Here is a 13,095-nt window from a genome sequence, read left to right as displayed (position 1 = left end):
AATTTATTATTATTAGAGGGCGTATTTTCTGTGGATAATGGATTATTTTAAATAAAAAACAATATATTAACCTGTGGATATTATTGTTATTATCTTTTTTATAGAATGTGGATAACTTTTTGTGTTATTTTATCCACAGCTTGTGTATAAACTTATCCACAAGAGCTGTGGAAGGCTTTTTCCACATTGAAATGCTATTTTTTTACCCAAATCTGTGGATTTTTCTATGACAGATGTGGATAACTTAGTTAGAATAACCACCCCCTGCAAATAGAATAGAAGTGCAGGGTATCTTTTTCTTTGAGTCGGTACATAGGGGAATCACATGCTTTGGACGGACTGCTTAACTCGCTTGCGACAAGAGCTCTCTGATAATGTCTTTGCGATGTGGATTCGACCATTGATTGCTGAAGAGCATGAGCATACATTACGTTTATATGCGCCTAATCCATACTGGACACGTTATATTCAGGAACATCATCTTGAACTGATTTCAATTTTGGCAGAGCAGCTTTCTGAAGGTCGTATTCGCCATGTTGAGATTATGGTGGATTCTCGCCCTGGGGCAATCTTAAAAGCCAGTGAGCAACCTGCAACGACAGTGTCGGCACTAGAAACACCTGCACCTAGTATGGCAAAAAAGGAAAAAGAACCTGAAATTACCTCTATTGCACAACCTGTTGCCGCTAAACTCAGTAAAAAGCGTCAGTTAAACCCACTATTTACATTTTCTTTGTTTGTGGAAGGGCGTTCAAACCAAATGGCAGCTGAAACTTGCCGTAAAGTTCTGACACAATTGGGCGCGTCTCAGCACAATCCTTTATTTTTGTATGGCCCGACAGGTTTGGGTAAAACACATTTGATGCAAGCTGTTGGCAATGCTTTGCTACAAGCCAAGCCAAATGCCCGTGTCATGTATATGACCGCAGAAAGTTTTGTACAGGACTTTGTCAGTTCTTTACAAAAAGGCAAGGTTGAAGAATTTAAGAAAAATTGCCGTTCTTTGGACTTGTTATTGGTCGATGATATTCACTTGCTGGCAGGGAAAGAAGCCAGCTTGGTAGAGTTTTTTTATACTTTTAATGCACTTCTGGATGAATCCAAGCAAATTATTTTAACCTCAGATCGTTATCCGAAAGAACTGACTGAGCTTGATCCACGTTTGGTTTCACGCTTTTCTTGGGGATTATCTGTGGGGGTTGAGCCGCCAGATATTGAAACCCGTATCGAAATTTTACTCAAAAAAGCAGAAAGCACAGGTGTTGATTTACCTCGTAACTGCGCGTTATTTATTGCTCAGCAAGTGGTTGCTAATGTGCGTGAATTGGAAGGCGCATTAAATAAAGTGGTTGCTATCTCGCGTTTTAAAGGTTCTGCAATTGATCTGGATGTTGTACGAGAGTCTTTAAAAGATGTTTTGGCAATTCGTGCACGTACCATTAGCACCGAAAATATTCAGCGTGTGGTGAGTGAGTATTTTCGTATTCCACTCAAAGAATTAATTGGACCAAAGCGTACTCGTATTTATGCACGTCCTCGCCAGTTAGCGATGGGTTTAGCGCGTGAACTTACAGGGGACAGTTTCCCTGAAATCGGTATGGCATTTGGTGGGCGTGACCACAGCACAGTTATGCATGCCTGTGAAAAGGTGCAAAGCTTACGTGAAGAAGATCCAATTTTTGACGAAGATTATAAAAATTTAACCCGCTTGTTACAGAGTTAAAATCCCAAGTTTATTGAAGAGAAAAAGTCGAGTTGCAATGTGTCAACTTCTGCCGCATAGTACTCGACTCAAGCCCTATTTGTCTAAAAAGATACCTGTTAGAGGAATGCATTGTGCGTTTAAAAATCGCGAAAGAGAGTCTGTTAAATGTGCTATCTCATGTTGTGGGGGTGGTAGAGCGTCGACATACTTTAAACATTTTATCTAATGTCAAAATTCAAGCTTCTGCACAAGCATTGACCATTACAGGGTCGGATTTAGAAGTTGAATTGGTGGCAAGTATGCCGTTTGCAGAGGGGGCATGTTTACAAGCAGGTGAAACAACAGTTCCTGCACGTAAACTGATGGATATCTGCAAATCTCTACCAAGTGCAGCACTGATTGATTTACAAATTACCGAAGACCAGCGTTGTATTTTAAAGTCAGGCAATAGTCGTTTTGTTTTGGGTACATTACCCGCAGAAGATTATCCGTTATTGACCACTGAAAACACGCAGGGTACGCAAGTTCAGGTCACTCAGCGTGAACTGAAACGTCTGTTTGAAAAAACTTCTTTTGCAATGGCTGTACAGGATGTTCGTTTTTATTTGACAGGAACATTGCTTGAGATTGATCAAAACCAACTTCGTGCAGTCACAACCGATGGTCACCGTTTGGCACTTTGTGAAACCTCGGCTGCGTCAACTGCTGCTCAACCTCTACAGGCAATTGTTCCACGCAAAGCTGTAGGTGAATTACAACGCTTATTAACGATTGAAGATCAACCTTTAACTTTAGTGATTGGTCGTGAGTTATTGAACGTGACGATTCAGGTGCCAAACCGTGACAAAGAGCAGGGCAATGTCACTGTACGTTTCACGACAAAATTAATCGATGGAAAATTCCCTGACTATCGTCGTGTGATTCCGCGTGGTGGCGATAAGCATGTCGTGATTGCGCATGATGTGTTTAAACAGTCTTTGCAGCGTGTAGCAATTTTAAGTAATGAAAAATTACGCGGTGTATTTTTAAATTTTTATACTGACACCTTGCAACTACGTGCGAATAACCCAGAGCAAGATGAAGCAAGTGAAGACTTGGTGATTCAATATACTGATGAAGTGTTGGAAATGTCATTTAATGCGCAATATTTACTAGATGTGTTGGGGGTTTTGGATGGTGATGATGTCACCATGACCATGACTGAAGCCAACCAATCTGTTCTGGTTCAAGACACTACTCATGCTGACCAAACCTATGTGGTCATGCCAATGCGTGTCTAATCCCAAGCTTATGCATATTACGCGTTTAAGTATCGAACGTGTGCGTAACATTAAAATGGCTGCATTGCCTTGCTTGCAGCCATTTAATGTTTTTTATGGCAAGAATGGCTCAGGTAAAACCTCGGTTTTAGAAGCGATTCATTTGCTCGCGACAGGACGTTCCTTTCGGACACATCTTCCTAAAAACTATATTCAACATGAACAAAGCCATGCCTTGATTTTTGCCCAAGCAGGGCAAGATAAAATTGGCATTCAAAAAATGACTTCAGGTGAACAGGTGATTAAGGTCAATGGCGATAGCATTGCCACACAAGGTCAACTGGCAAAATTACTCCCATTACAACTCATAGAGCCTCAAAGTACCGATATTATTGATCATGGGGCAAAGCCTAGACGGCAGTTGTTGGACTGGCTGATGTTCCACGTGGAACCTGATTTTTATACAACATGGCAAGCATATACCCGAGCCTTAAAACAGCGAAATAGTTTGCTTAAATCACAGCGGCAATTGACGTTATCGGATATTGAACCGTGGAACAGGTTGCTTAGTGAATATGGGGAAATTCTGCATCATCAACGTGCCAGTATTGTGCAACGCTGGAATACTTTTTTTCAGCAGGATATCCAGTATCTATTGCCTGATGTCGAGATCCGTTTGGAATATAGTGCGGGCTTTCAGGAAAAAGAAGGGTTATTGCAGCAATTGGTCTTTGCACATGAAAAAGACAAAGAACGACGCTATACCGAATATGGGCCACACCGCGCAGATTTGCGCCTAAAAACAACTTTGGGTGATGCGGATACCGTACTGTCCCGTGGGCAGAAGAAATTGCTGATCATGGCGTTAAAGCTGTCACAGATTGCAATGCTGCATGCGAGCAATAAGGAAACTGTGGTATTATTAGATGATTTGACGGCAGAGCTCGATTATGCTGCCCAACGACGTTTACTTGAACGTTTAAGCCAACTGGGTAGTCAAGTTTTTTTGACAACTTTAGATCATGAGTTGGTACAAAAACATTTACATGATCTATCTATTTTTTATCAATTATTCAATGTAGACAACGGTGAGGTTCATCGCATTCACGCTAATCAACAGCATGCTGAATCAGCCGTTCACAATGACTAGGGAGAAAACATGAGTTCAGAGACTCAATCTGCTTCTCAAACAGAACAAACCAATGAAAAGGCTTATGATTCCTCTAGCATTAAGGTTTTACGAGGTTTAGACGCTGTACGTAAACGCCCTGGGATGTACATTGGGGATACTGATGATGGTACAGGTTTGCACCACATGGTATTTGAGGTGGTCGATAACGCGATTGATGAGGCTTTGGCTGGTCATTGTGACGAAATTATCGTTACCATTCATGAAGATGAATCGGTAAGTGTGTCTGACAATGGTCGTGGTATTCCAACGGATATTCACCCAGAAGAAGGTGTTTCTGCTGCAGAAGTTATTTTAACTATTTTGCATGCTGGCGGTAAATTTGACGACAATAGTTATAAAGTTTCAGGTGGTTTACATGGCGTAGGTGTTTCAGTTGTTAATGCTTTATCAAAAAAATTGCAACTGAAAATTTACCGTGCAGGTCAGGTTCACGAACAAGAATATCAACATGGTGATCCACAATACCCATTGCGTGTGATTGGTACAACAGACAAAACTGGTACGGTTGTGCGTTTCTGGCCGAGTGCAGAAACATTTAGCCAAACTATTTTTAATGTCGATATTTTAGCACGTCGTTTACGTGAGCTTTCTTTCTTGAATGCAGGCGTACGGATTGTTTTACGTGATGAACGAATTAACTTCGAGCATGTCTATGACTATGAAGGTGGTTTGTCTGAGTTTGTCAAATACATCAACCAAGGCAAAAACCATCTGAATGAAATTTTCCATTTCACTACAGAAACAGATAATGGTATTGCAGTTGAAGTGGCATTGCAGTGGAATGATTCTTATCAGGAAAATGTTCGCTGCTTTACCAACAACATTCCACAAAAGGATGGTGGTACGCATTTAGCCGGTTTCCGTGCAGCACTGACACGTGGTTTAAATAACTATCTTGAAAGTGAAAATATCCTCAAAAAAGAAAAAGTTGCTGTTACTGGTGATGATGCCCGCGAAGGCTTGACTGCGATTGTTTCAGTGAAAGTGCCTGATCCAAAATTTTCTTCACAGACCAAAGAAAAATTGGTGTCGAGTGAAGTGAAACCTGCGGTTGAGCAGGCAATGAATAAAGAGTTTTCAGCGTATTTGCTGGAAAACCCGCAAGCGGCAAAATCGATTGCAGGCAAAATCATTGATGCAGCACGTGCCCGTGATGCAGCGCGTAAAGCCCGTGAAATGACACGTCGTAAAAGTGCATTAGATATTGCTGGCTTACCAGGTAAACTTGCAGACTGTCAGGAAAAAGATCCTGCATTGTCTGAACTATATCTGGTCGAGGGTGATTCGGCAGGTGGTAGTGCCAAACAGGGGCGTAACCGTAAAATGCAGGCGATTTTGCCACTAAAAGGTAAAATCCTGAACGTAGAACGTGCCCGTTTTGACAAAATGATTTCGTCTGTAGAAGTGGGTACACTCATCACTGCATTAGGCTGTGGTATCGGGCGTGAAGAATATAACCCAGACAAACTGCGTTATCACAAAATTATCATCATGACCGATGCGGACGTCGATGGTTCACACATTCGCACCTTGTTGTTGACTTTCTTCTTCCGTCAAATGCCTGAGTTGGTTGAACGTGGCTATATTTATATTGCTCAGCCACCTTTGTATAAACTAAAAAAAGGTAAGCAAGAACAATATATTAAAGATAATGATGCATTGGAAACATATTTGATTTCCAATGCAATTGATGAGTTGTCTTTACATATTAGTGCCGAAGCTCCTGCAATTGCTGGTGAAGCTTTGGCAAAAGTAATTCAAGATTATCAGGTATCACAAAAGAGCTTGCATCGTTTAACTCAACGTTATCCAGCAAGTTTGCTCGATGGTTTATTGGCCGTTGAAGCCTTTAAATCTGAACGAAATGTCGAGCAAGATTATGTACAGACATGGGCTGAACATTTACAGGCAGAAATCACCAAGCTCCAACCAAGCCTTCGTCCAGAAGTTTCATTGGAAAGCTTTGAAGTAGAAAGTGCCGATGGAACCAAAGTAACGCATTATTGGCCACGCATTACGGTGTATGTGCATAATTTGCCGCATGCGTATTTGCTTGATTCTGGTTTATTGAACTCAGCCGAATATGCACGTTTGTTAAAGAACTCAAAAAGCTGGTTTAGCTTGCTTGAAGAGGGTGCTTATTTACAAAAAGGCGAGCGTCGTATTTTGGTCAGTACTTTCCATCAAGTGTGGCAACATATCTTACAAGACTCGCGCCGCGGCATGATGATTCAGCGCTATAAAGGTCTTGGCGAGATGAATGCTGAACAGCTTTGGGAAACCACGATGGATCCTGAAAATCGTCATATGTTGCAAGTGACCATTGATGATGCAATTGAAGCGGATCGGATGTTCTCTTGCCTAATGGGTGACGATGTTGAACCGCGTCGCGCTTTTATTGAAGAAAATGCGCTAAATGCAGATATTGATGCTTAATTGAATTGGTATTGAAACAAAGAGCATCCTTCGGGATGCTTTTTTATTCGGGTAACATCCATAAAAAGGTTGCTCCCCCCAAATAGCCCGTAGATAACAGTAAGCTGACCCAGAGTAAAGCACCTAAAAGATTGTAGATCATAAAAGGTGTATAGGGCATGCCACTTGAGCCAGCTGCGAATGGTGCAAATGAACGTACAAATGGAACGAACCGGGCCATCACAATAGTTTTGCCGCCATGGCGTCGAAAAAACAGATCTGTTTTGGTGAGATAATCTTGTTTTACATAACAAAAGCGGCAATTTAAAATACGTGAACTAAAATATAGCCCAGTATAATAATTGATGATATAACCCAATGTCGTAGAAAAAAACAGCACCAGAATCATATAAACGAGGTGTTCACTGCCCACCGTAGCACAAAGTGCGCCAATACTGATCAGTAGACTGTCTCCTGGCAAAAATGCCATAAAGATGCAGCCTGTTTCAAGAAAAATAATAAGAAAAATAATTACATAAAGCCATAGGCCATATTCTTGCAATAGTGCTGGTAGAGCTTGCTCAAGGCTGAATAGGAAATCAAAAAAGTGCATTATAAGCTGAGTCCAAGGTATTATGTTTATGGTTTATAAGCATAAATAAACTTATGATTTGGATATTGCACACAGTAAAATTAGAAATGGCCTAAATTTGACTGAGTAACCCGCTCTATGGATTATGGATAACTCAAGACTTATCCACAGTTATTTACGATTTCCCCTCAGTTATCAACAATGATAATTTACAATATAATATTTTATATTGACTAGAATTTAGACTGTATTTGATTGAAGATCAACGTATTAGAAGATATTTTTTAATTTCCCCATTATATATTCATTGAATATCGGTTTGTGAATACAATCAATAAATGCCATTAAATTACATTTTTATTGATGCGTAACTACTCAAATCAGCCAATAACTGGTGGTAATGCTCGCTGTTTCAATTAAACGATTGTGATCACAAAAAAGCAAGTTCACATATTGCTGCTGTTCATGTGGAGTATGCGATAGAAAAATCAAAGCTCAGCCCTAAGACCGAGCTTTGTATTCAATTAATCTTCAAATGAACTTTCGAGTTCTTCGAGTTCCATCATCAATTCAAGCATTTGCTCTTCAGCTTTTTCAAGCTGTTGCTTGAGATCAGTTTGTTCATTCATGAGTTTAAGCAAATCATCTTTACGCTCGGCATCGTACACAGTTGAATCTGCCAGTTGTTGTTCAACCAAGCCCAAACGTGGCTGTAATTTCTCGATTTTGGCTTCAGCATTTTCGATATTTTTGCGAATTGGACGAGTCATATCGCGGCGGCGAGCAGTTTCTTTACGCTGTGCTTCTTTATCCGTTTTTGAAATGGCTGGCTTTTCTTCCACTAGAGATTGAACTGGCGTACTGAGTTGCTGCCCATTTTTGATGATGTCCAACCGCGCTTGACGTAGCCAGTCAGCATACGCTGTTAGATCACCCTCAAATTCTTTGCTTTGACCTGCGTGAACCAGAATTAGCTCATCACAGACACTGGCTATGAGCTGGCGTTCATGTGACACCAGTACGACCGCGCCTTCAAAATCTTGCAGTGCCATTGTCAGTGCATGACGCATGTCTAAGTCAAGGTGGTTAGTTGGCTCATCGAGAATCAGCACATTCGGGCGCTTCCAGACGATGAGTGCCAAGGCTAGGCGTGCACGTTCCCCGCCAGAAAAGCTTGCAGAAGGGGTGTCCATCCGTTCACCACTAAAGCCGAAACTTCCCAAGAAAGCACGCAACGTCGCTTCACTGATTTTTGGATCAGCAATACGCGCGAGTTGTAACATTGGGCTAGCATTACCATCTAAAGCATCCATCTGATGTTGGGCAAAGTAACCAATATTCAGCAGTTCTGAAGCTTTACGATGACCACGAAGCAATGGCAAATCACCGACTAGAGATTTGATCAGGGTGGATTTACCAGCACCATTCATGCCCAATAAACCAATTCGACTGGTCGGTGTAATCTGCAAATTGACATTGGTCACAATGAGTTTGTCGCCATAGCCAATATCTGCATGTTCCAGTTCCAGTAATGGTGAACTCATTTTGGTGGGTTCACGAAATGAAAAGGTAAATGGGGTATCTACATGTGCAGCTGAAAGTTCCTGCATACGTTCGAGTTGTTTGATTCGGCTTTGTGCCTGTTTGGCTTTCGTCGCTTGTGCTTTAAAGCGGTCAATATATTTTTGCAAATGTGCACGAGTTTCGAGTTGTTTTTCGTAAGCCTGTTGTTGTTGGGCGAGGCGTTCGCTACGGGTACGCTCAAAGGTCGAATAGTTACCTGTGTATAAGGTCAGTTCCTGATTTTCGATATGCAGAATATGATCGGTAATGGCATCAAGGAAGTCGCGGTCATGCGAAATCAAAACCAGCGTTCCTTCATAGGCTTTGAGCCAGTCTTCCAGCCATAAAATGGCATCCAAGTCCAAATGGTTGGTCGGTTCATCCAGCAACAGTAAATCAGAACGGCTCATCAGAGTACGTGCGAGGTTCAAGCGCATCCGCCATCCGCCAGAAAAACTGGAAACACTGAGCTCAGATTGGTGTTCAAAAAATCCGAGACCTGCCATGAGTTGAGAGGCTTTAGATGGCGCAGAGTAACCGCTAATTTCGTCAAAACGACCATATAAATGTGCCAGCTCGTCATCACTGAGCTGTTCAGGATGATCGAGTTTATTTTGAATGTCCCAGTATTCCTCATCACCTGAAAGCACAAAATCAATCGCTTTCATGTCCAGCGCTTCAATTTCCTGAGCCATATGTGCCACAGTCCAGACACTTGGACGAGTTAAAGAACCACCATCTGATTCCATACCCCCGAGTAGGGCTGAAAATAGGGTAGATTTACCCGCACCATTGACTCCAGTTAAACCTATTTTCCAACCAGGATGCAGTTGCATCGAGGCTTTTTGAAATAACACGCGTCCACCGCGACGTAAGCTGAGTTGGTCAAGTTGAATCATAAAAGTTTTAACTGGGTAGCAATTTGCGCTTATTCTAATCAGTAATCCTGATAAAACCAAATTACCATGTTAAAATTGAGTAAATTGCTAGGGATTGAATTTTTCCAACAGCAGCCCTATTTTGAATATGCTATGATTGCGCAAATTGTCTTCAGACAAGACGAAATTGATGTGAGGAATGCCAACGATGAGTACTCAAGCTTTAGTGCTTACAGATAATGCAGCGAACAAAGTCCGCCAACTTCGTGATAGTGAAGGCAACCAAGAGTTGATGTTGCGTGTGTATGTGACAGGTGGTGGTTGTTCTGGTTTTTCTTACGGTTTTAACTTTGCTGAAAATGCCAATGAAGATGATGCTGCCTTTGAAAATGGCGATGTTAAAATGTTGGTCGATTCTTTGAGTTATCAATATTTAGTCGGCTCAGTGGTTGACTATGTGGAAGGTCTGGAAGGCTCGCGTTTTATTGTGCAAAACCCAAATGCAACAACAACCTGTGGTTGTGGTTCATCGTTCTCGATTTAATTCGCACATAAAAAAAGCCCTGCCGTAAGTGACGAGCAGGGCTTTTTTTATGTCTTTAAAATTAGACTTTTTTCTTTAATCCTTTGTATTTCTTTCTGTAGGAGAAATACAAAGAAAGAAGGCATAGATACTAATAAAACATATCTGTGTATTTTAAACAGCAGTCATGCTGCCTAAAATACGTAAACCTCGCGCCCCAGTGACCGCAGGCAAGTTACCACTGAGTTGCTTCACAAAACGCATGGCTAACCACGCAAAAGCAGTTGCTTCGACCCATGTCGGTGATAACCCGAGCACATCGGTGGTTTGTACTGCCCAATGATGCTTGCGTAAACGCCAACGTAACTGTTCTAAAACATGTGAATTATAGGCACCGCCACCGCAGACATAAACCTCACCATTTTCGAGTCCTGAACGGTAAATTGCTTTTTGAATAGCGCGTACAGTGAGTTTGGCTAAAGTCGCCTGAATATTTTCAGGGATATCTTCAAGTTCATTATACAAAATGTCGTTACGCCAGTCGCTGAGCTGTTCATCTAACCATTCTAAATTGAAGTCTTCGCGCCCTGTGCTTTTGGGTGGTTTTTTCGAGAAAAACTCATGGGCATACAATCGATCCATTAAAGAACGAATTGGCGTGCCGTAAGCTGCCCAGTCACCATTATCATCATAAGGATGCCCTGTGTAACGCTCACACCATGCATCCATTAAAATGTTGGCAGGGCCTGTATCAAAGCCATACACCTGTTCAGGTCGATTGGCAGGTAAAATACTGACGTTGGCAATGCCACCCAAATTTAAAATTACCCGATCAATCGCAGCATGTTGAAACAATGCCTGATGAAATGCTGGAACTAAAGGCGCACCTTGTCCGCCTGCTGCCATATCGCGGCGGCGAAAATCTGAAACTACAGGAATCTGGGTGAGTTCGGTAATAATATTGGGGTCGCCAATTTGTAAGGTAAAACCATGTTCGGGACGATGACGAATGGTTTGCCCATGTGAACCAATGGCTTTAATTTTTGTGCGGTCGATCTGATTTTTTTCAATCAGTTGGTTAATGCCGTGTCCAATCATGTTGGCAAGTGCAACATCTGCCTTACCCATCCGATCAATTTCATTGTCGCCAGGTAAAGTCAGTGCCATGAGCTGATCTTGTAAATCAGGATCAAAGGGCACAGTAAGTGTTGCATGAAGTTGTAATGGGTCAAATGAGGCGGCTACGATGTCGACACCGTCCATACTTGTTCCTGTCATCACTCCAATATAGATGTCTGACATGAGCAACAAAGCCTGCAATATGCTGAAAAAGTGTTAGTATATCGCACAAATTGAATAACTGATGTGTTTGGATTTTGTGATGTCAAATTTCTTACCTGCTGAAGAACAGCTTGCCCTGATCCAACGTGGCACGCATGAAATTATATCTGAAGAAGATTTGTTAAAGAAGCTTAAACAGAACCGCCCGCTTAAAATCAAAGCGGGTTTTGACCCAACTGCACCTGACTTGCACCTTGGGCATACAGTTCTGATCAATAAATTAAAAACATTCCAAGATTTAGGGCATGACGTTTATTTCTTGATTGGCGACTATACCGCCATGATCGGTGACCCAACTGGAAAAAGCGCAACACGTCCGCCATTGTCACGCGAACAAGTATTAGAAAACGCCAAAACCTATCAGGAACAGGTCTTTAAAATTCTTGATCCGAAAAAAACTAAAGTGGTGTTTAACTCAGAATGGTTCGCAACCAAGACTGCAGCTGATCTGATTCAGTTGGCTTCACAGCAAACTGTAGCGCGTATGCTGGAGCGTGACGACTTCACCAAACGTTACAACAACCAGCAACCGATTGCGATTCATGAATTCTTGTATCCATTGGTACAAGGCTATGACTCGGTTGCTTTACATGCAGATGTTGAGTTAGGTGGTACCGATCAAACCTTTAACTTGCTCATGGGACGTACTTTACAAGGTCGTTATGATCAAGAAGCACAAGTCTGTATTACTGTGCCAATTTTAGAAGGTCTAGATGGCGTCAATAAAATGTCGAAATCACTCGGCAACTATATTGGCGTATTTGATGCACCAGGTGCGATGTACCAAAAAGTGCTTTCAATGCCAGACTCTTTGATTGAGCGTTATTTTGACTTACTCAGCTTTAAGTCAGTTGAAGAAATCAAAACCTTACTAAAAGAAATTGAAGAAGGGCGTAACCCGCAAGAAGTCAAAAAAATCCTTGCGCTTGAGTTGGTCGAACGTTTCCATGGTGCTGAGGCTGCTGCCAATGCCCATAAAGGTGCAGGTAACATCATTACAGAAGGTGAATTGCCTGATGGTACCCCTGAAGTGACCATTTCACGTGGTGAATTTGGTGGTGAGCTGTTTATTGCTTCTATTGTCCGTGCTGCTGGCTTAACTAAAAATGCAGCTGCTGCAAAAGATGCTGTTGCACGTGGCGCCGTAAAAGTGGACTGGAATGTTGTTGATGCAGGTTATTCTGTGAAAGAAAATACGACTATTATTGTCCAATCAGGTAAAAAAGCCATTGCACGGGTCACTTTTACTGATTAAACCTCGAAATAAATAAAAAATTAAAAAGGCAATCTGCAAAAGATTGCCTTTTTTTATGCAAAAAAGCGTATAAAAGCAGCAAAAAGCCTTAAAAAGCTGAAAAAACGCACACCTGAGATAAAAAGTGCTAAAAAGTACTTGCAAGCGATAATGAATGGTCTATAATGCGTATCCATCGGCGGTGATGTTGATAAAAACTTGTTGAGAAACAAGGGCTTAGTTAAAGTAATTGAGTTCTTGGGTAGATTGGTGGGTTTTAAAATAAATTAACATTGCAGTTGACTTTCTTGAGAAAGAGAGTAACATAGCCGACCTAGCTTGATGATGACGAATCATTGAGAAGATCATTAAGAGAATTGGAAGAACAACTTG

The 13,095-nt window shown here is 41.6% G+C and carries 9 protein-coding genes; 6 read left to right on the top strand and 3 right to left on the bottom strand.

Translation table 11 applies throughout. The features are described 5' to 3' along the window. Positions 1–325 precede the first annotated feature (325 nt). The 4 genes from dnaA to gyrB all read left to right on the top strand — a co-directional run bounded on the left by dnaA (position 326) and on the right by gyrB (position 6,592). Positions 326–1,723: a chromosomal replication initiator protein DnaA gene (dnaA, locus tag E0H77_RS12980; RefSeq protein ID WP_131378597.1), complete on the top strand. Its 1,398-nt coding sequence runs from the start codon at positions 326–328 to the stop codon at positions 1,721–1,723. 113 nt (positions 1,724–1,836) lie between these two features. After that, entirely contained in the window at positions 1,837–2,985 is a 1,149-nt protein-coding gene (gene dnaN / locus E0H77_RS13965; protein WP_131378596.1) for a DNA polymerase III subunit beta, read from the top strand. Between the two features lie 10 nt (positions 2,986–2,995). Further along, positions 2,996–4,114, top strand: a complete 1,119-nt coding sequence (recF, locus tag E0H77_RS12970) for a DNA replication/repair protein RecF (protein ID WP_131378637.1) — start codon at positions 2,996–2,998, stop codon at positions 4,112–4,114. 9 nt (positions 4,115–4,123) lie between these two features. After that, complete coding sequence (gyrB, locus tag E0H77_RS12965) at positions 4,124–6,592, top strand: DNA topoisomerase (ATP-hydrolyzing) subunit B (protein ID WP_131378594.1); 2,469 nt, start codon at positions 4,124–4,126, stop codon at positions 6,590–6,592. A gap of 43 nt (positions 6,593–6,635) precedes the next feature. Here gyrB and E0H77_RS12960 read toward each other — a convergent pair whose 3' ends face one another. Together E0H77_RS12960 and E0H77_RS12955 are read right to left on the bottom strand one after the other, a co-directional pair. Next, positions 6,636–7,184, bottom strand: coding sequence for a VTT domain-containing protein (locus E0H77_RS12960; protein ID WP_131315067.1), 549 nt, complete (start codon positions 7,182–7,184; stop codon positions 6,636–6,638). Positions 7,185–7,687: 503 nt separating this feature from the next. Continuing rightward, positions 7,688–9,625 carry an ATP-binding cassette domain-containing protein gene (locus E0H77_RS12955; RefSeq protein ID WP_131378592.1) on the bottom strand — a complete coding sequence of 646 codons (1,938 nt, stop codon included), beginning with the start codon at positions 9,623–9,625 and terminating at the stop codon, positions 7,688–7,690. 187 nt (positions 9,626–9,812) lie between these two features. Here E0H77_RS12955 and erpA point away from each other — a divergent pair, with 187 nt between their 5' ends. Then, positions 9,813–10,148: an iron-sulfur cluster insertion protein ErpA gene (erpA, locus tag E0H77_RS12950; protein WP_004749220.1), complete on the top strand. Its 336-nt coding sequence runs from the start codon at positions 9,813–9,815 to the stop codon at positions 10,146–10,148. Positions 10,149–10,301: 153 nt separating this feature from the next. Here erpA and E0H77_RS12945 read toward each other — a convergent pair whose 3' ends face one another. Continuing rightward, positions 10,302–11,429: an anhydro-N-acetylmuramic acid kinase gene (locus tag E0H77_RS12945; RefSeq protein WP_131378590.1), complete on the bottom strand. Its 1,128-nt coding sequence runs from the start codon at positions 11,427–11,429 to the stop codon at positions 10,302–10,304. A gap of 61 nt (positions 11,430–11,490) precedes the next feature. On the opposite strand from E0H77_RS12945, the gene tyrS reads away from it, so the two are divergent. After that, the gene (gene tyrS / locus E0H77_RS12940) at positions 11,491–12,723 is read left to right on the top strand and encodes a tyrosine--tRNA ligase (RefSeq protein ID WP_131378588.1); all 1,233 of its coding nucleotides are present in this window, start codon (positions 11,491–11,493) and stop codon (positions 12,721–12,723) included. Positions 12,724–13,095 lie beyond the last annotated feature (372 nt).

This window comes from Acinetobacter brisouioides (assembly GCF_004331075.1).
Classification (GTDB): Bacteria; Pseudomonadota; Gammaproteobacteria; order Pseudomonadales; family Moraxellaceae; genus Acinetobacter.
Note: the sequence above shows the minus strand (reverse complement) of the source record. Positions and strands in the feature narration are given on the sequence as shown.

Excerpts from the sequence above, each read along its gene's own strand:
- E0H77_RS12960 (WP_131315067.1), bottom strand. The coding sequence starts at position 7,184 with ATGCACTTTTTTGATTTCCTATTCAGCCTTGAGCAAGCTCTACCAGCA.
- tyrS (WP_131378588.1), top strand. The coding sequence starts at position 11,491 with ATGTGTTTGGATTTTGTGATGTCAAATTTCTTACCTGCTGAAGAACAG.
- E0H77_RS12945 (WP_131378590.1), bottom strand. The coding sequence starts at position 11,429 with ATGTCAGACATCTATATTGGAGTGATGACAGGAACAAGTATGGACGGT.
- dnaA (WP_131378597.1), top strand. The coding sequence starts at position 326 with ATGCTTTGGACGGACTGCTTAACTCGCTTGCGACAAGAGCTCTCTGAT.
- E0H77_RS12955 (WP_131378592.1), bottom strand. The coding sequence starts at position 9,625 with ATGATTCAACTTGACCAACTCAGCTTACGTCGCGGTGGACGCGTGTTA.
- gyrB (WP_131378594.1), top strand. The coding sequence starts at position 4,124 with ATGAGTTCAGAGACTCAATCTGCTTCTCAAACAGAACAAACCAATGAA.
- recF (WP_131378637.1), top strand. The coding sequence starts at position 2,996 with ATGCATATTACGCGTTTAAGTATCGAACGTGTGCGTAACATTAAAATG.
- erpA (WP_004749220.1), top strand. The coding sequence starts at position 9,813 with ATGAGTACTCAAGCTTTAGTGCTTACAGATAATGCAGCGAACAAAGTC.